The sequence below is a fragment of the Kocuria sp. CPCC 205297 genome (assembly GCF_040981035.1).
Taxonomy (GTDB): Bacteria; Actinomycetota; Actinomycetes; order Actinomycetales; family Micrococcaceae; genus Kocuria; species Kocuria marina.
Genome location: NZ_JAVKPY010000005.1, coordinates 217,353 through 236,031, shown reverse-complemented (window position 1 = coordinate 236,031; position 18,679 = coordinate 217,353). Strand labels below are relative to the sequence as shown.

Genomic DNA, 18,679 nt, shown 5'->3' with positions numbered 1-18,679 from the left:
CCTCATTCGGAGTCTGGATGTATCGAGCACACGAAGACCGTAGCTGAACGAGCATTTAGCAACACGCCCTATGGCTGTGGCACCGGTTGTCCGAGCGCGCCCGCCGCTACTGGGAGGTCGGTCATGGCGAGCCCGAGGCCGCCCCGTCGGAGGAGGCGGACTTCGTATGGGACGTCGCCCGCCCGGAGGGCCGCGGTACCTACTGGTTCTTCGCGGCGGAATCCGCCACGGTCAAGTCGCTGCGCCGGATGTGCGTGAGCGGGGGAGTGCCCAAGACGGACATCTCGTTCATGGGCTACTGGAAACAGGGAGCGGCCACGGAGTGACCCCGCGGATGTGACGTCCGAGGTCAGTAGAGGCGGCCCGCGGCGTAGCATGGCGATGATCCGCCCGCACCCGAGGAGAGCTCCCGACCATGACCTACCCCCTGGGGCTGAACCTCGCCGGACGCGCCGTGCTGGTGGTCGGTGGGGGATCGGACGCCGCGCGTCGGACGCGGTCCCTGCTCGCCGGGGGCGCCCTCGTGGACCTCGTGGCACCTGATCTGCATGACACGTTGCGGGACCTCACGAGCTCACCCGGTCTCACGTGGCACGAGCGCGCGTTCCGCCCCGACGACCTCGACGGCGCGTGGCTCGTCTTCCTCCACGTCTCGGACTCCGGGGAACGGGAGCGGGTGGCGCTCGCGGCGGAAGAGCGTCGGGTCCTGTGCGTCGCGGACGACGCCGCGCCCGGGCCCGATCGCGCAGCCGACACTCGGGCACCGGTCACTCAGGTGCCGGTTACCGAAACACGGGTTGCTCAGGATCGGGTCTTTCAGGCCCCGGTCACTCAGGAACCCGGGACAGTGGCGCTGGTGGGCGGAGGACCCGGCGACCCCGGACTGCTCACGGTGCGCGGACGGCAACTGTTGGCGGACGCGGACGTGATCGTCGCGGACCGGCTCGGCCCCACGGACCTCCTACCAGAGCTCGCCCGGCACGCCCGCATCATCGACGTGGGCAAGCGCGCCGGGTACCACAAGTACACGCAGGACCGGATCAACGAGACCCTCGTGGAGCAGGCGAAACTCGGACTGCGGGTCGTGCGGCTCAAGGGTGGGGACCCGTACGTGTTCGGCCGCGGTGGCGAGGAAGTCGAGTTCTGCCGGGCCCACGGTGTGGCCACCCAGGTGGTGCCGGGTGTGACCTCGGCGATCTCCGTCCCCGCCGCGGCGGGGATCCCCGTGACCCACCGGGACATGACCCACGGGTTCACCGTCATCACCGCGCACCAGCAATTGCGTCACGTGCCGTACCGGGACGGGCACACCCTGATCCTCATGATGGGCGTGCGGGGTCTCGAACATAACGCCGAGCTGCTCATGACCGCGGGCTACCCCGCAGACACCCCGGTCGCGGTCGTGGAGCGGGGCTGGACCCCAACCCAGCGCACGACCGTGGCGCAGCTGGACACAATCGCCCGCGCGGCCCGCGAGCGCGAGGTCACTGCTCCCGCGGTGATCGTGGTGGGCCGGGTCGCGGCGCTCGCGCAGAAGTCATGCGCGACCCCCGGCCCCCAGGAGTCGGCTCAGGAGGGCTGACCCACCGGGATCTTCGCCCCGGACACCAACGCCTTGTGCTCCTCACCGACCTCGGACCGGGCGATCCCCTCGGGGGTGGCCGGGCGGATCTGTTCGCGTTCGAGCACGTACATGCGCGCGTCCACGTCCTCCGGCGCACTCGCGGCTGCAGCCCGAGACCCCGGACTTGAACTTGTGGGGTGAGCGCAGCCCGCGGTAGCGGTTCTCCAGGTCCACGGCGAGCGCCACCGAGTCCTGCACCCCGAAGCGGCACCACGAACTGCCGATGCACGACTTCACATTGCGCAGCGCCTTGCCGTACGCGGAACCGGACTCGAATCCGGCGTCCACGAGTTTCTTCCAGATCGTCGGCAGCTGCTCCAGGCGGGCCCCGTAGAGCGAGCGGTGTTCCGCACCAATGACGACCTCGTGTTCGCGACCGACCACAGGGACCCCCGCTCCCGGGCGCTCGTGATGGCCCGGGGGATCGTCGGGCGCACGGGGCAGTACCACACGGTCGCCTTACCCCTGTACAAGGAGACCTACGACCTCGCGACCGGGCGGTGCGTGTCCGGCGCGGAGTACACGCTGCCCGTCCACCCGGTGCGCGTGCAGGACGGCCGGGTCCTGGTGGTGGTGTCCGGGGGAGACGAACAGGGCGGCGGCGAGCAGGGCGAGTAGTCCCTCCCGTCGGGGTATTATGGCGGGGTGCGCCCTGCGCGCACGGGTGTCGATCCGGCCATCACCGGGGAGCCCTTCCGGAAGAACAGGCACCGCGCCCCAGTAGAACCGGACGACTCGGGCCCGTGACAGCCCCCAACGAGCGACTCGCGACGTCGTCGGCTGTGCCGATGCCACCGCGGGTAAGCGAGGTGGTACCGCGCCACCGGCGCCCCGCGCGCCCGAGCGTCCTCGCATCCTGAACCGCACACCCCTCAGGATGGAGCACCGTGACCGAATCCTTCGTGTATCCCAAGGCGAGCACCGACCCCAGCGCACACGGGGTGCCCTCCGCGCCGCGTTTCCCCGCGGTCGAGGAGCGCGTCTTGGATTACTGGAAACAGGACCACACCTTCCAGGCGAGCATCGACCAGCGCGACCGCGGGGACCACGGGTCCAACGAGTTCGTGTTCTACGACGGCCCGCCCTTCGCCAACGGCCTGCCCCACTACGGCCACCTGCTGACCGGCTACGTCAAGGACCTCGTGGCCCGCTACCAGACGCAGCAGGGCCGGCGCGTGGAGCGCCGCTTCGGGTGGGACACCCACGGACTGCCGGCCGAACTCGAGGCCATGAAGCAGCTCGGGATGACCGACAAGCAGGACATCGAGGCCATGGGCATCGACAAGTTCAACGACGCCTGCCGCGCCTCCGTGTTGAAGTACGCGTCCGAGTGGCAGGACTACGTGACCCGCCAGGCCCGCTGGGTGGACTTCGACAACGACTACAAGACCCTGAACGTGGACTACATGGAGTCCGTGATCGGCGCGTTCAAGGCCCTGGATGACAAGGGCCTGGTCTACTCCGGCTACCGCGTGCTGCCGTACTGCTGGAAGGACGAGACGCCCCTGTCCAACCACGAGTTGCGCATGGACGACGACGTCTACAAGAACCGCCAGGACCCCTCCGTGACCGTGGCGTTCACGCTCTCCGAGGACACCTCGTGGGCCACCGATCCCGCCGTGGCCGCCGAACTCGCCGGCGCGGAGGCCATCGCCTGGACCACGACCCCCTGGACCCTGCCCACCAACGAGGCGCTCGCGGTCGGTCCGCACATCGACTACGTCCTGGTCCCCGGTGCCGGCGACCTGGCCGGGCGCCGCTTCCTCGTGGCCGCGGAGCTCGCGGGCGGGTACGCCAAGGAGTTCGGGTACGACGACGCCGCGGCCGTCGCGGACGCCGTCACCGCCCACTACAAGGGCGAGCAGCTGGGCGGAATCCGGTATCGGCCGCTGTGGGACTACTTCACGGACGCCGAGCGCTTCGGGACGCAGAACGCGTGGCAGATCCTCGTGGCCGAGTACGTGTCTACCACGGACGGCACGGGCATCGTGCACCAGGCCCCCGCGTACGGCGAGGACGATCAGATGGTGTGCGCCGCCCACGACATCCCCGTGGTGCTCTCCGTGGACGAGAGCGGACGGTTCTACGATTTCTTCACGGACGAGTCCCTCGCGCAGGGCGCGCCGCTCGGGGAACTCGCCGGGCACAACGTGTTCGACAAGGACGTGGCACGCACCGTGGTCCGGGACCTCCGAGCCCGCGGCGCGCTGCTGCGGGAGGCCTCCTACGAGCACTCGTACCCGCACTGCTGGCGCTGCCGTAACCCCCTGATCTACCGCGCGGTGTCCTCGTGGTTCGTGAGCGTGACCGCGTTCAAGGACCGGATGGTCGAGCTGAACCAGCAGATCAACTGGATCCCCGAGAACGTCAAGGACGGCCAGTTCGGCAAGTGGCTCGAGAACGCCCGTGACTGGTCCATCTCCCGCAATCGCTACTGGGGTTCACCCATCCCGGTGTGGGAATCGAGCGACCCCAATTACCCGCGCCGGGACGTCTACGGTTCCCTCGCGGAGCTGGAGCGGGACTTCGGCCGACTTCCGCGCAACGCCCAGGGCGAGGTGGACCTGCACCGGCCGTGGATCGACGACCTGACCCGGCCCAACCCGGACGACCCCACGGGCGAGTCCGTGATGCGCCGCGTGCCCGAGGTGCTGGACGTGTGGTTCGACTCCGGGTCCATGCCGTACGCCCAGGTGCACTACCCCATGGAGAACCGGGAGTGGTTCGAGACCCACAACCCGGGTGACTTCATCGTGGAGTACATCGGTCAGACCCGCGGCTGGTTCTACACGCTGCACATCCTGGCCACCGCGCTGTTCGACCGCCCCGCGTTCCGCAACGTGATCTCCCACGGGATCGTGCTGGGTTCGGACGGGCAGAAGATGTCCAAGTCGCTGCAGAACTATCCGGACGTCAACGAGGTCCTGGACCGGGACGGTTCGGACGCCATGCGCTGGTTCCTGATGTCCTCGCCCATCCTGCGCGGCGGCAACCTGATCGTCACCGAGCAGGGCATCCGCGACGGCGTGCGCCAGATGATGTTGCCGCTGTGGAACGTGTACCACTTCTTCGGTCTGTACACGAACGCCGCGAACGGGGGAGCCGGCTACGACGCCCAGTTGCGCCACGACGCCGATCACGTGATGGACCGCTACATCCTCGCGGAGACCGGCGCGCTCGTCACGGACGTCAAGCGGTTGTTCGACGACTACGACATCTGGGCCGGTGCCGAGCGGTTGCGCTCCTACATGGACACCCTCACCAACTGGTACGTGCGCCGTTCCCGCGAGCGGTTCTTCGAGGAGGACACCCAGGCCTTCGACGTGCTGTACACGTGCCTCGAGACGGTGTGCCGCGTGGCCGCCCCGTTGCTGCCGCTCGTCACGGAGGAGATCTGGCGCGGTCTTACGGGTGGGCGCTCCGTGCACCTGACCGACTGGCCGGATGCCTCCCTGTTCCCCCGGGACGAGGCCCTACTCACGGCCATGGAGCGCACGCGCGCCATCTGCTCGGCCGGGTCCGGTCTGCGCAAGACCCACAACCTGCGCGTGCGGCAACCGCTCGCGGGGATGACCGTGGCCGTGCCCGGGGCGCACGCCCTCGAGGGCACGTTCCAAGAGATCATCGCCGATGAGTTGAACCTCAGGTCCGTCACGCTCGAGGACTCGGAGCAGGTCAGCGCCGCGGACCACGGTATCTCCCAGGAGCTGAAGGTCAACGCCCGCGCGGCGGGCCCGCGCCTGGGCAAGCAGGTCCAGCAGGTCATCAAGGCCACCAAGAACGGTGACTGGTCGGTCTCCGCGGACGGCGTCGTCGTGGCCGGCTCCGTGCCCCTGCAGGAGGGAGAGTACGAACTCGTCACGGTCGTTGACGACGCCGCGGCGGACTCCGCGCGCGCCGTGACCGTTCTGCCCGGCGGCGGGTTCCTGGTCCTGGACACCGAACTGACGGATGAACTGCGCGCCGAGGGCGTGGCGCGGGACATGATCCGTGCGATCCAGCAGGCCCGGAAGGACGCGGACCTGCAGGTCTCGGACCGGATCCGCACCCACGTCGCCGCGGACGCGCAGACCGTGGCCGCCGTGGCCGCGAACCGCGAGCTCGTGCAGTCCGAGACCCTGTCCCGCGAGCTCGAGCTCTTGGAAGCGGACGAGCCGTCCGTGACCGTGGCGGTGATCGGCGCGTGAGCGGGGCCCAGGAGCACGAGGACTTCGCATCGGTCGAGAATATCTACCAGCACCTGCTGAGTCGGGCGCCGGAGGACAGGATGGCGCCGCGGCTGGACGCCGTGGCCGCCGCGGTCGCCGCGCTCGGGGATCCGCACCGCAGCGCACCCGTGGTGCACGTGACCGGGACCAACGGCAAGACGTCCACGGCCCGGATGATCGAGTCGCTGTTGCTCGCCCACGACCTGCGCGTGGGCCGGTACACGAGCCCGCACCTCGAGCGCGTCACGGAGCGGATCAGCATCGACGGCGAACCCGTCCCGGACGAGACGTTCGTGCGGATCTACTCGGAGATCGCCCCGTACCTCGAGCTCGTGGACCGAAAGCTCGAGGCCGACGGCGCTCCCCGCCTCACGTACTTCGAGACCCTTACGGTCCTGGCGTTCGCGGTCTTCGCGGACGAACCCGTGGACGTCATGGTCCTTGAAGTCGGCATCGGTGGCACGTGGGACGCGACCAACGTGGCGGACGCCGCGGTGTCCGTGGTGACCCCGATTGGGCTGGACCACACCACCATGCTCGGGGACACCGTGGGGCAGATCGCCCGGGAGAAGGCCGGGATCATCAAGCCCCAGGGCTTCCTCGTGAGCGCGGCGCAGCAACCCGAGGCCGCGCAGGTCCTGCTGGACCGGGCCCGGGAACTCGGTGACCCGTTCCGGTTCGAGGGCGTGGAGTTCGCCGTGACCGGGCGTTCCACCGCGGTGGGCGGCCAGGTCATCACCGTGCAGGGGCTCGCGGGGGAGTACCCGGATCTCATGTTGCCGCTGTTCGGGGCCCATCAGGCCCAGAACGCCGCGGTGGCCGTGGCCGCCGTCGAGGCGTTCGTGGGGGGAGGGGACAAGCCCCTGAACCCCGAGCTCGTGGCCACGGGACTGGGTGCGGTCTCCTCGCCGGGCAGGCTCGAGCTCGCCCGCAAGGCACCGCCGGTGATCCTGGATGCGGCCCACAACCCGCACGGACTGCTGGCCTCGGCGACCGCGGTGCGCGAGGCCTTCACGTTCACCAAGCTCAACCTGGTGGTGGGCGTGCTGCGAGACAAGGACGCTGCGGAGATGATGCGCGTGCTCGTGGACGAGTACCACGAGTTCGAGCTCGAACTGTGGTGCACCCGCTCCCAGTCCCCGCGCGCTGTGGCACCCGAGGAACTCGCGGAGATCGCCGAGGACATGGGCTTCGACGAGGACGCCGTGCACGTGAGCGAGCGACTGGACGACGCGTGCGCCGCGGCCATCCAGGACGCCGCGGCCCGCGAGCAGTTCGACGGCGCGGTGCTCGTCACCGGGTCCATCACCGTGGTGGGTGAGGCCCGTGTACTGCTCGGACTCTGAGCCCGCCGCCCCGACCATGGAAGGAGCCCGATGGCCCGCATGACCAAGGCTCAGCGCGAATGGCGCCCTGGCCAACCCAAGAAGCCACGCTCGATCAAGACGATGTTCGCCTCGAGCGTGCTCTCCATCGAGGCGTTCATCGTGTTCTTCGCCGCCCTCGCGGCGTTCGGACTCACGGCGCGGGACTGGAGCACGGCCGGGAAACTGTGGCTCATGGGCGGATCGGTGGTTCTCGCCCTGGTGTTCCTGCTGGCGTGCGGCCTCCTGCGCAAGCCGTGGGGGTACGCCCTCGGGTGGGTGCTGCAGGTCGTGCTCATCGCCACGGGAGTGCTCGTGCCCTCGATGTTCATGATCGGCGTGTTGTGCGCCCTGGCCTGGTGGTACGCCGTGGTCAAGGGTGGCGCGATGGATCGCGAGAACGTGCGGCGCGCGGAGGAACAACGCCGCTGGGAGGTCGAGAACCCCTGACGTGATCACCGTCTCCCGGCCGCGGTCCCCGGGCGTTGCCGCGCGGGGACCACAGGCCGTTAGGCTCGGAGTGGAACCTGATCGACCGAGGACTCCGCGTGGGTCCACAGCAAGGAGAAGCACATGACGCAACGCACCCTCGTCCTCGTGAAGCCGGACGGCGTCCAGCGCGGCCTGACCGGGCAGATCCTGGCCCGCATCGAGGCCAAGGGCTACACGCTCGCGCAACTCGAGCTCGTGACGGCGACCCGCGAGATTCTCGAGCGGCACTACGAGGAGCACCAGGGCAAGCCGTTCTTCGAGCCGCTCGTGGAGTTCATGCTCTCCGGGCCCGTCGTGGCCGCCGTGGTCGAGGGGGACCGGGTCATCGAGGGCTTCCGCAGCCTCGCCGGTGCCACCGAGCCCACCACGGCCGCCCCCGGTACCATTCGCGGCGATTTGGGTCGGGACTGGGGCGAGAAGGTGCAGAAGAACCTCGTGCACGGGTCCGATTCGCCCGAGTCCGCCGAGCGGGAGATCGGCATCTGGTTCAGCTGAGCTGAACGCGGGATCCATGACCGACTACGACCCGCGGATCGTCGACCTGTGCGACGGGGACAACCCCGACGGGCCGGACCATGACTACTACCGCTCCCTCGCCGAGCGGATGCATTCCCGTGCGGTGCTCGGCGTGGGGTGTGGGACGGGTGGCGTCAGTCCGAGCCCACCGTGCGGGACACGCAGCACGGGCTGTTGCGGCAATGGTGCGAGGTGGGGGAACTCGAACGGAGCCGGGTCCTGCTGCGTTTGCACAATCACTTCGAGTCATCGGATGAGCTCGTGGTGGAGGAGTCGGACCTGGCCTTTCGTGACCGCGGCATCCTGACCGATCAGTTACGGCGCGCCGGGTTCGAGGTCGACGCGGTTCGGGGCGACTGGCAGCGGACGCCATTCGACGGCACGCACCCCATCACGGTGTTCGAGGCGCACGCCGTCTGAGCGCGGCGTCGGTGAACGGCTCAGGCGAAGATCGCGGTCGAGAAGCGCACCGCGATGATCCCGAAGACGATCACGAGCACCCCGATGCCCAGGAGCCACGCCCACGCGGCGGAACCGGCGGCGGTGCCACGCGAGGAACCGATCAGGCCGGCGCGGCGCATCCGCGCCGTCGTATGCGCGAGCAACAGGGTCTGGGCGCACCACACGATCATGCAGTACAGGCACAGGGCGTTGATGTGGAAAGTGGTCTGCCACCACAGCCACAGGGTGAACACCGAGCCGGCGGCGATCCCCAGCCACAGCAACCACCAGAACCAGCTGGCGTAGCGTGCACCGGCGAGCACGCCCACGGCCACGGCGATCACCACGGCGTACGCCACGATCCCGATGAACGGGTTGGGGAAGCCGAAGAGCTCCGCCTGCGGGGTGCGCATGACCGTGCCGCACGAGAGCCACGCGTTGATGTCGCAGCTCGTGCGGTGTCCCGCGTCCTTGTAGATCGCGAGCCGTTCCGCCACGAGCACGGCCGATGCGGCGAAACCCACGATCGAGAAGATCACCGCGAGCACGGCCCACGAGCGGTCCGAACGGGTGGCGTGCGCCGGAGTCGTCTCGGGTGTCCGGTCGGTCAGGGGGGTGGTCGCGGAAGTTGGGCTCACGCGCTCGATCGTAGACCATGCGCATGACGACCCACCGGGCGCGGGCCGCCCGTGGCGGCGGGCGACGCCGGCACACTCCCCGTACACGCACTGTGGTCCGGCCGAGGGAATGTGGTCCGGACCACCCGGAATGCACCCCGGCCCGGGGTGACTGTGAGATACTCCCAATGGTCGGGCCTCAGCCGCACGTGAGGAACCGACCCGGCAGGAACACCGATCTCCCTCGGTACGGACCCGCGCTCTCACAGGATCGAGCGCGTCCGGAGCGGGGCAAGTTCGCGGTCCCCACGGACCCAGCGACTCGGGCATCCGCCGGCTCGCGGACAGTGTGCGTAACACACGCCGCGCCCGCGAGTACGACTTTGACTTCCGGCGGCCGCGTGGCGAACACCGGCTCGACCGACCGAGCACACCTCGGGCCCGGGTGCGGGCGGTGTCCCGAGCAGGAGCACAACTTCACATGGAACCTGAGAAGGACAACGCGGAACAGTCACCCCTCGAGACTGCCGCCACCACCCCCGTCGAGGACAGCACCACCACCGACCCCGCCGTCACGCCTGATGCACCGGCCGACGACGCCGCCGTTCCCGCCGACACCGCTACCGGGCAACCCGCGACGACCGACGCGTCCGCCGAGGATCCGGGGACGTCCGATTCCGCGGCCACCGCTTCCGACGATGCTGGCGTTGCGAACACGCCCCCGCGCGAGATCCCAGTGGCCGAGATCCCCGAGGCCGAGCAGCCCGCGGAGAGTATCGAGGACGAGATCGCGCTCGATGTCGAGGACGCAGCCGGTGACGCCGCTGAGAGCGCCCGCGAGACGGATGAGCAGGCCGCTCTGCGCGCCGACGGGCCCGAGCAGACGACGCAGGCCGGCGAAGGAACCGGCTCGGCCGAGGCGAGCGACGAGCAGACCGACACCTCGGAACAGACGGACGCGCAGACTGTACAGGTCGAGAAGTCCGCGAACGACCAGCCCAGCACCCAGGAGAACTTCGGGGCCTTCGGTCCCGGCGCCTCCCTCATGTTCCATGCCCCGGACCCGGACGAGATCCGCCGTGCCGCCGAGGAGCAGGCTGCCCGACTGCGCGAGGCCGCCAAGGAACGCGACGCCCAGCGCGAGGCCGAGCGGGCCGCGCGCAATGACGTGGACAGCGAGGACGACAAGTCCGGCGAGGTCACGAGCAAGCGGCGTCGCCGGCGGCGTCGCGGTGACGAGGACATGGAACTCGTGGACGAGTCCGACGGCTCGGTGACCCGGGTCCGCGCCCCGCGCGGTGCCGGTGAGGGCACGGGCAGCGACGAGGTGACCGGGGTCAAGGGCTCCACGCGGCTCGAGGCCAAGCGTCAGCGTCGTCGTGAGTCCCGGCAGTTCGGCCGCCGCCGCCACGTGATCACCGAGGCCGAGTTCCTGGCCCGGCGCGAATCCGTGGAGCGCAAGATGCTCGTGCGACAGAAGGACGACCGGATCCAGATCGGTGTGCTCGAGGACGGGATCCTTGCCGAGCACTTCGTCTCGCACACCCAGCAGGACTCGCTGATCGGCAACGTGTACGTGGGCAAGGTGCAGAACGTGCTGCCGTCCATGGAGGCCGCCTTCGTGGACATCGGCCGCGGCCGCAACGCCGTGCTCTACGCCGGTGAGGTGGACTGGGACGCCGCCGAGCTGGGCAGCAAGCCCCGCAAGATCGAGAATGCCCTGAAGTCCGGGGACACCGTGCTCGTGCAGGTCACCAAGGACCCCGTGGGGCACAAAGGTGCTCGGCTCACGAGCCAGGTGTCCCTGCCCGGTCGCTACCTCGTCTACGTCCCGGGCGGTTCCATGACGGGGATCTCCCGCAAGCTCCCGGACGTGGAGCGCCAGCGGCTGAAGAAGATCCTCAAGGACCGGTTGCCGGAGGGTGCGGGCGTGATCGTGCGCACTGCGGCGGAGGGCGCCTCCGAGACCGAGCTGACCAACGACATCAACCGGCTGCGCTCGCAGTGGGAGCAGATCCAGGACAAGGCCAAGTCCACCAAGACGCTGGCCCCGGAGATGCTGTACGCGGAACCGGACCTGACCATCAAGACCGTGCGGGACGTCTTCAACGAGGATTTCTCCGCCATGGTGGTCCAGGGCGAGCAGGCGTGGGACAACATCGAGGCTTACGTGACCTACGTGGCGCCCGACCTGCTGGACCGCCTCGAGCGCTGGACCGGCGATGACGACCTCTTCGAGCACATGCGCGTGGAGGAGCAGATCCAGAAGGCCCTCGAGCGCAAGGTTTTCCTGCCCTCCGGCGGATCGCTCGTGATCGACCGCACCGAGGCCATGACCGTGGTGGACGTCAACACCGGCAAGTTCACGGGCTCCGGGGGCAACCTCGAGGAGACCGTGACCAAGAACAACCTCGAGGCCGCCGAGGAGATCGTGCGGCAACTGCGGTTGCGTGATATCGGCGGGATCATCGTGGTGGACTTCATCGACATGGTTCTGGAGTCCAACCGCGATCTCGTACTGCGCCGGCTCGTGGAGTGCCTGGGCCGGGACCGCACGAAGCACCAGGTGGCCGAGGTGACCTCCCTGGGTCTCGTGCAGATGACGCGCAAGCGCATGGGTACGGGGTTGCTCGAGGTCTTCTCCGAGCCGTGCGAGGAATGCGCGGGCCGCGGCGTCGTGGTCCACGACCACCCCTTGAAGGGCCGCTCCGGCGCGGCTCCCTCCGACCAGCGCGGCACTCGACACGAGCGTAAGCGTTCGCGCAACAAGCAGCACAACGGTGCGCAGGACAAGCCCAGGAACGGCAACCAGCACCACGGTTCGGACGAGCCGGACCAGGCGCGCGTGGAGGCCACCCGCACGGCGTTAGCGAACATCGCCGCGGCCTCCTCCCACGACGAGTCCGGCGACGCCGCACGGAATGCTTCCCAGGGCACCGCACCGCAGTCCGGGGGCGGGCAGGCCGAGGACACCGGTTCCCAGGAGCAGCAGACCTCCCGCGGTCAGCAGGGCGGGGAGCACGCGTCCGAGAACTCCCACGGGGAGTCCGAGGGCGGGCGCCGTCGCCGCAAGCGTCGCGGCAAGCGCAGCCGCGGTCGCGGTCAGCAGGGCGAGGACAACGCCGTGCAGAACGACGGTTCCGACCGGGACGGTTCCGGGAACGACTCGCGCGGGGATTCCCGGTCCGAGGACCGTTCCGGTGGGGACTCGTCCGCGAGCCTCACGATCCACGGCGAGGTCATCGAACTGCCCCACGGGCAGTCTGAGCAGCGGGGGAGCGAGGGCACCCAGGAGGCCCTGTCCCTGGATTCGCTGAGCGCCGCGTTCACGGATGCGGGCGAGGACGAAACCTCGACCGAGGGTGCCGTTCAGGATGCGGACGCCGCGCCCCAGCCGCGAGAGGCCGTGTCGAAGCGGTCGGCCGCCGGACACGCGCCGTCGAACTCCGGGACTGCGCAATCCAGTGCAGGGCAGACGAGTGCCGCGCAGCAGCAGAGTTCCGGGGCGGCGTCGTCCGCCGGCGGGAACCGGCCGGCGGAGGCGCCGGCGGCTCCGGCCCGACGGCGTCGTGGGTCGCGGCGTGCCGTGGCGCCGGCGGCCGCGCCCGGAACCGCGAGGGTGGAGACCCACGAGTACACGCAGGAACGGCAGGTCAGCCGTTTCACCGCGGAGGCCGGGGCCGCGACCCCCGCGGCGTCCGGTGACCAGCCCACCATCGTGGGTGTGGGCATCAAGGCTCAGGACATCACGATGACCGGCAAGCAGGACTGAGTGACCGGCGGCTGGATCCGTCGCCACGCGAGCACCGCAGGGGCACCCGGGATTCCGGGTGCCCCTGTGGCATGATCGGGGACACACACGGGGTGCTGCGCACTGCGGCTGAGAACACACCCGTCGAACCTGATCTAGCTCGTACTAGCGAAGGGATTGTCGTGGACACCACGCCTTCTACCGCCATACCCCGCGTCCTCTCTATTGCCGGAACCGATCCCACGGGCGGGGCGGGTCACGCCGCGGACCTGAAATCCATCGCCGCACTGGGCGGGTACGGGCTGAGTGTGATCACCGCAGTGGTCGCCCAGAACACCCGGGGCGTCGTGAGCGTACACACCCCACCCGTCCAGGTCCTGCGGGACCAGCTGGACGCGGTCGCCGGGGACGTCACCCTGGACGCGATCAAGGTGGGGATGCTCGGCTCCGTGGAGGTCATCGACACGGTCCGGGACTGGCTCATGGTGGGGCGCGCACCCGTGGTCGTGATCGACCCCGTCATGGTCGCCACGGCCGGCGGGCGATTGCTGCGTCCGGACGCCGAACGGGCCCTGCGGGAGCTGCTGCCCCACGCGAATTTGATCACCCCCAACCTCCCGGAACTCGCGGTGCTGGCCGAGCGCCCCGTGGCCGCGACCTGGGACGAGGCGCTCGAGCAGGGACGCGCGGTCGCGGCGGCGTTCCATACCCGGGTCCTCGTGAAAGGTGGCCACTTGGCCGGGGACACGACCCCGGACGCCCTGTTGCTCCCCGGTCAGGACGAACCCGCCGCGTTGTTCGAGGGTCGCAGGGTGCACACGCGTAACACCCACGGCACCGGGTGCTCGCTGTCCTCCGCGGTGGCCACGGTCGTGGCGCGGACCGGGGACTGGCCCGAGGCGATCCGCACGGCCCGCACATGGTTGCGTGGTGCACTGCGCGGCGCGGACGAGTTGCACGTGGGTCACGGCAACGGTCCCGTGCACCACATGCACCACGTCCAGCACCTCGTCACGGATCCGGCGTTCGTGATGACGGCCGCCGCGGAATCCGAGGGCCCCCGGTTCACCGACGAACTGTGGGAGGAGAGCGCCCCGGTGCGTGAACGCATTGCCGCCCTGGCGTTCATCCGGGGCCTCGGGGACGGCACCCTGGACCCGGGCGAGTTCGAGCTGTACCTGGACCAGGACATGCAATATCTGCAGTACTACTCCCGGGCGCTGGCCCTGCTCGCGGCCTCCGCCCCGGACGAGCGTTCGCGCGAACACTTCGCCGCGGCGTCGGCCTCCGTGGTCTCGTTCGAGTCCGCGCTGCATCGCGCCCGGCTCGGGGACCGGGAGCCCATGCCGCCGAGTGACGTCACGAGCAGTTACGCGGACTTCCTGCTGGCGCGCACGGGTCAGGACGGCTTCGCGGTGGGCTCCGCCGCGATCCTGCCGTGCTACTGGCTCTACGCCCACGTGGGTGCGGAGCTCACCCGTCGTGCCCGCGTCGCGGGACCGCAGCACCCGTTCGCCGACTGGCTCAGCACATACGACGATCCGGACTTCCAGACCGCGACCGAGTCGGTGCGCGAGATCGTGGACCGGGAGGCCGCCCACGCGGACCCGGCCACCAGGGAGCACATGCGCCGCGCGTTCCACCGGGCGTGCGCGCTCGAGCTGGCTTTCTTCGCGCAGACGACCCCGGCGACGTCGCCAGAGGGCGAGCGGCGCGCCGCGGCGCAACTGGCATGACTTCGGGTGATCGGGTAGGCTGGGGTGTCGGTGCCGAGCGCCGGTGTGTGTCATATCCAGTTCACGCACCAGGTTGCGGCACACTCGGGCGGACATCCTGAATCGATGCGATAGCCACGCGGAGAATGCGGTCGGTCATGGATCACCGCGGCGTGATGTCTCGACATTCGCAGTCCTCCAGGAGTACGCCCGACCCACACACGTAGTCCATAGATGTCGAGAGAAGTGAGTTCCCAAGTGGTGTACGCGATTGTCCGCGCAGGCGGCCGCCAGGAGAAGGTTTCCATCGGAGACCTCGTGACCCTTGACCGCGTCGCCGGCGAGGCAGGCAGCACCGTAGAGCTTCCTGCGCTGCTGCTGGTCGATGGGGACAAGGTCACCTCCGACTCCAAGACCCTGGCGAACGTCAAGGTCACCGCCGAGATCGTCGAGGACCTGCGCGGTCCCAAGATCTCGATCATGAAGTACAAGAACAAGACCGGTTACAAGAAGCGTCAGGGCTTCCGCGCCGAACTGACCACCGTCAAGGTCACCGGCATCGACGCCTGAGTATCCGGCTCCCCACATACGTTTCCAACGAAGGTAGGCACACACCATGGCACACAAGAAGGGTGCGAGCTCCACTCGCAACGGCCGTGACTCCAACGCCCAGTACTTGGGTGTGAAGCGCTTCGGCGGCCAGTCCGTTAACGCCGGCGAGATCATCGTCCGCCAGCGCGGTACGCACTTCCACCCGGGCGTGAACGTGGGCCGCGGCAAGGACGACACCTTGTTCGCCCTGGCCGCTGGCGCCGTCGAATTCGGCACCCGCCGCGGTCGCCGCGTGGTCAACATTCAGACCGCCGAGTAATTCTCGTTCGGACCCCTGGGTCCACCCGCCGCCACGACTCCGTGGCGGCGACCACTAGAGGGTGGGCGCTTCACGCGCTCACCCTCTAGTCTTTTCAGAAGACCCCGGTCGACCCGCTCGCAGCAGGTGACCCCTACCACCGAGGAGCCGCGTGGCTAGTTTTGTAGATCGAGTGATCGTGCACGCCACGGGCGGTAACGGCGGCCACGGCTGCGTGTCCGTCAAGCGCGAGAAGTTCAAGCCCCTGGGCGGCCCGGACGGCGGCAACGGCGGCGACGGTGGTTCGGTGATCCTGCGTGTGGACGGTCAGTCCACCACGCTGTTGGGTTTCCACCACGCACCCCACCAGAAGGCCCCCAACGGTGAGCCCGGCAAGGGGGACATGCGCCACGGTTTCAAGGGCCAGGACCTCGTGCTCTCCGTCCCGGACGGCACCGTGGTCAAGGACCGGCAGGGCAACGTGCTCGCGGACCTGCTCGGTGAGGGCAGTGAGTTCGTGCTGGCCGGTGGCGGCCAGGGCGGACTGGGCAATGCCGCACTGTCCTCGCCTAAGCGCAAGGCCCCGGGCTTCGCTCTACTCGGTGTGCCCGGTGAGGAACACCAGGTCGAGCTCGAACTGAAGTCCATCGCGGACATCGCCCTGGTGGGCTTCCCCTCCGCGGGCAAGTCGAGCCTGATCGCGGCCATGAGTGCCGCGCGCCCCAAGATCGCGGACTACCCGTTCACCACCCTGGTGCCCAACCTGGGTGTGGTCCAGGCGGGTGACACCCGCTTCACCGTGGCGGACGTGCCGGGGTTGATCCCGGGTGCTTCGGAGGGCAAGGGGTTGGGACTCGAGTTCCTGCGGCACGTGGAGCGCTGCGCCGCACTCGTGCACGTGATCGACTGCGCCACGCTCGAACCCGGACGGGATCCGCTGAGCGACCTGGACGCCCTCGAACAGGAACTGTCCCACTACGCCGAGGCCATCCGCGACGACGACCCCACCACGATCCCGCTGACCGAGCGCCCCCGACTCGTGGCCCTGAACAAGGTGGACGTGCCCGAGGCACGGGAACTGGCCGAGTTCATCCGTCCCGAACTCGAGGAACGCGGCTACCCGGTCTTCGAGATCTCCACGGCCTCGCACGCCGGACTGCGGGAACTGGGCTTCGCGATGGCCGAGCTCGTCTCCCGTGCCCGCGAGCAGGAGGAACAGCGGGAGGAGCAGCGCCGCGCGGAGACCGTGCTGCGCCCGGAACCCGTGCGGCGTCGTCGAGGGAAGGACCGCAAGGAGTTCGAGATCACCCGCGAGGACCGGGCGGGGGAGCCGCTGTACCACGTGCGCGGCGTGAAGCCCGAACGATGGGTGCAGCAGACCGATTTCAACAACGACGAAGCCGTGGGATACCTCGCGGACCGCTTCGCGAAACTCGGGATCGAGGACGAACTGTTCCGCATCGGCGCCCGCCCGGGCAACGCGGTGCTAATCGGCCCCGAGGACAACGGTGTGGTCTTCGACTGGGAGCCCACCATGGTGGGCGGCGCCGAACTGCTCGGCGGCCCGCGCGGTTCCGACCTGCGCCTCGAGGACACGTCCCGGCCCACGCGCCGCGAGAAGCGGGAACAGTTTTACGACCGCATGGACGCCAAGGCCGAGGCCCGCGCGGAGCTCGAGGAGCAGCGCCGCGCCGGGATCTGGACCGAGTCCGTGGACGACGCGCGAGATCGACGCCGTACTTCCGAGCCGAAGGAGACGCACGACAGTGAGTGACACGCCCCACGTGGAGAAGACCCCCACCGAGACGATCGACGTCTCGGCCATGGAACAGCAAGCGGCCAAGTCCGCGATCCAGCTGAGCACCGAGAGCCGGGGGAAGAACCGCCGCTCTCCCATCACCCGCCGTGCGGATCTGCCCATGGCCCGGCGCGTGGTGGTCAAGGTGGGGTCCTCGTCCCTGACCTCGATCGAGAACTCGATCGATGAGAACGCGCTGCGCAGCATCGTGGACGCGCTCGGCCGGGTCAAGGCGCAGGGCGTGGAGGTCGTGTTCGTCTCCTCGGGTGCGATCACCGCGGGGCTGCAGCCGCTCGGACTGTCCCGCCGGCCCAAGGACCTCGCCACCAAACAGGCCGCGGCCTCCGTGGGACAGGGTCTGTTGATCTCGCGCTACACCGACTACTTCGCGCGCTACGACGTCACGGTGGGTCAGGTGCTGCTCACGGCCGAGGACCTCATGCGCCACTCGCAGTACAAGAACGCGCATCGCCAGATCGAACGGTTGCTGGACCTGGGGATCCTGCCGATCGTCAACGAGAACGACGCCGTGGCCACCCACGAGATCAAGTTCGGCGACAACGACCGCATCGCTGCGCTCGTGGCGCACCTGATCAAGGCGGACGCGCTGTTGCTGCTCTCGGACGTGGACGCGCTCTACACCCGGCCCCCCAAGGACGGCGGGGAGCGCATCCCCACCGTCGAGGATCCCATCACGGATCTCGAAGGCGTGGAGATCGGCACGATCGGCCGCGCGGGCGTGGGCTCGGGCGGGATGGTGACCAAGGTGCAGGCGGCGCGCATCGCGGCGTCGTCTGGCATCCCCGCGCTCGTGACCTCCGCCGCGAACATCGAGAGTGCGCTGGCCGGCGACGACGTGGGCACGTGGTTCGCCACCACCGGCGGGCGGCGCAACGTGCGGTTGCTGTGGCTCGCGCACCTCGCGGACATCAAGGGCACCCTGACCCTGGACGACGGCGCGGTGGAGGCCATTCGCGGTCGTCGCTCGCTGCTCGCGGCCGGTGTCACCGAGGTGTCCGGGAAGTTCACTGCGGGCGATCCCGTGGCCATGGTGGATTCCCACGGAAAGGAAGTGGCCCACGGGCTGATCAACTACGCCTCGGACGAGGTCCCCGGGATGCTCGGCAAACGCACGCACGAACTGGGGGAGGAGTTCGGTGAGGACTACGCCCGCGAGCTCGTGCACGTGGACAACCTCGTGACCATGCGGCCCCGTTCGGCGAGGACCAAACTGAAACGAACCGTCTGACCGCGCGTCCAACCCCTAACCTGAACCGTGGGCGCCGCGCGCCCGCACCACGAT

The 18,679-nt window shown here is 69.2% G+C and carries 16 protein-coding genes, 1 pseudogene and 1 riboswitch; of the genes and pseudogenes, 14 read left to right on the top strand and 3 right to left on the bottom strand.

Going from position 1 to position 18,679, the window contains the following annotated elements; genetic code table 11:
* The first annotated feature begins 86 nt into the window (after positions 1-86).
* The gene (locus tag RF650_RS06590) at positions 87-326 is read left to right on the top strand and encodes an SIP domain-containing protein (RefSeq protein WP_368814450.1); all 240 of its coding nucleotides are present in this window, start codon (positions 87-89) and stop codon (positions 324-326) included.
* Between the two features lie 89 nt (positions 327-415).
* Positions 416-1,582: a uroporphyrinogen-III C-methyltransferase gene (cobA, locus tag RF650_RS06585; RefSeq protein WP_368814449.1), complete on the top strand. Its 1,167-nt coding sequence runs from the start codon at positions 416-418 to the stop codon at positions 1,580-1,582.
* On the opposite strand, the gene RF650_RS06580 is transcribed toward cobA, so the two are convergent.
* Together RF650_RS06580 and RF650_RS06575 are read right to left on the bottom strand one after the other, a co-directional pair.
* A complete protein-coding gene (locus RF650_RS06580; protein ID WP_242670711.1) occupies positions 1,570-1,707 on the bottom strand; it encodes a hypothetical protein in 138 nt (45 codons plus the stop codon). The two genes, cobA and RF650_RS06580, sit on opposite strands and share 13 nt — an antisense overlap.
* Positions 1,700-1,960: pseudogene (locus RF650_RS06575) on the bottom strand (nitrite reductase (NAD(P)H)); the annotation flags it as partial. The pseudogene RF650_RS06575 and the gene RF650_RS06580, both read right to left, overlap by 8 nt.
* Positions 1,961-1,966: 6 nt before the next feature.
* Here RF650_RS06575 and RF650_RS06570 point away from each other — a divergent pair.
* The 6 genes from RF650_RS06570 to RF650_RS06545 all read left to right on the top strand — a co-directional run bounded on the left by RF650_RS06570 (position 1,967) and on the right by RF650_RS06545 (position 8,624).
* Positions 1,967-2,242 (top strand): nitrite reductase (NAD(P)H) small subunit, encoded by a 276-nt coding sequence (locus RF650_RS06570; RefSeq protein ID WP_131332799.1) that lies wholly within the window; start codon positions 1,967-1,969, stop codon positions 2,240-2,242.
* 269 nt (positions 2,243-2,511) lie between these two features.
* Positions 2,512-5,811 (top strand): isoleucine--tRNA ligase, encoded by a 3,300-nt coding sequence (ileS, locus tag RF650_RS06565; RefSeq protein ID WP_368814448.1) that lies wholly within the window; start codon positions 2,512-2,514, stop codon positions 5,809-5,811.
* A complete protein-coding gene (locus RF650_RS06560; protein WP_286738354.1) occupies positions 5,808-7,178 on the top strand; it encodes a folylpolyglutamate synthase/dihydrofolate synthase family protein in 1,371 nt (456 codons plus the stop codon). Before ileS ends, RF650_RS06560 begins: the two co-directional genes overlap by 4 nt.
* A gap of 30 nt (positions 7,179-7,208) precedes the next feature.
* On the top strand, positions 7,209-7,646 hold the full coding sequence (locus RF650_RS06555; protein WP_368814447.1) for a DUF4233 domain-containing protein: 438 nt from the start codon (positions 7,209-7,211) through the stop codon (positions 7,644-7,646).
* Positions 7,647-7,769: 123 nt separating this feature from the next.
* Complete coding sequence (gene ndk / locus RF650_RS06550; protein WP_064846151.1) at positions 7,770-8,183, top strand: nucleoside-diphosphate kinase; 414 nt, start codon at positions 7,770-7,772, stop codon at positions 8,181-8,183.
* 171 nt (positions 8,184-8,354) lie between these two features.
* The gene (locus RF650_RS06545; RefSeq protein WP_311254131.1) at positions 8,355-8,624 is read left to right on the top strand and encodes a hypothetical protein; all 270 of its coding nucleotides are present in this window, start codon (positions 8,355-8,357) and stop codon (positions 8,622-8,624) included.
* 20 nt (positions 8,625-8,644) lie between these two features.
* Here RF650_RS06545 and RF650_RS06540 read toward each other — a convergent pair whose 3' ends face one another.
* Positions 8,645-9,283 (bottom strand): vitamin K epoxide reductase family protein, encoded by a 639-nt coding sequence (locus tag RF650_RS06540; RefSeq protein ID WP_242670666.1) that lies wholly within the window; start codon positions 9,281-9,283, stop codon positions 8,645-8,647.
* Between the two features lie 460 nt (positions 9,284-9,743).
* Here RF650_RS06540 and RF650_RS06535 point away from each other — a divergent pair, with 460 nt between their 5' ends.
* The 6 genes from RF650_RS06535 (at position 9,744) to proB (ending at position 18,625) form a co-directional block, all read left to right on the top strand.
* Positions 9,744-13,034: an Rne/Rng family ribonuclease gene (locus RF650_RS06535; RefSeq protein WP_368814446.1), complete on the top strand. Its 3,291-nt coding sequence runs from the start codon at positions 9,744-9,746 to the stop codon at positions 13,032-13,034.
* 78 nt (positions 13,035-13,112) lie between these two features.
* Positions 13,113-13,208: riboswitch (TPP riboswitch) on the top strand.
* On the top strand, positions 13,196-14,749 hold the full coding sequence (locus tag RF650_RS06530) for a bifunctional hydroxymethylpyrimidine kinase/phosphomethylpyrimidine kinase (protein WP_368814445.1): 1,554 nt from the start codon (positions 13,196-13,198) through the stop codon (positions 14,747-14,749). Its footprint overlaps the riboswitch before it by 13 nt.
* A 237-nt stretch (positions 14,750-14,986) precedes the next feature.
* Positions 14,987-15,298, top strand: coding sequence for a 50S ribosomal protein L21 (gene rplU, locus RF650_RS06525; RefSeq protein WP_064846154.1), 312 nt, complete (start codon positions 14,987-14,989; stop codon positions 15,296-15,298).
* A 46-nt stretch (positions 15,299-15,344) separates the two neighbouring features.
* Positions 15,345-15,599 (top strand): 50S ribosomal protein L27, encoded by a 255-nt coding sequence (gene rpmA, locus RF650_RS06520; RefSeq protein ID WP_035962177.1) that lies wholly within the window; start codon positions 15,345-15,347, stop codon positions 15,597-15,599.
* A 151-nt stretch (positions 15,600-15,750) separates the two neighbouring features.
* The gene (gene obgE / locus RF650_RS06515; protein WP_035962175.1) at positions 15,751-17,352 is read left to right on the top strand and encodes a GTPase ObgE; all 1,602 of its coding nucleotides are present in this window, start codon (positions 15,751-15,753) and stop codon (positions 17,350-17,352) included.
* Between the two features lie 49 nt (positions 17,353-17,401).
* Complete coding sequence (gene proB, locus RF650_RS06510; protein WP_131333915.1) at positions 17,402-18,625, top strand: glutamate 5-kinase; 1,224 nt, start codon at positions 17,402-17,404, stop codon at positions 18,623-18,625.
* The last annotated feature ends 54 nt before the right edge of the window (positions 18,626-18,679 follow it).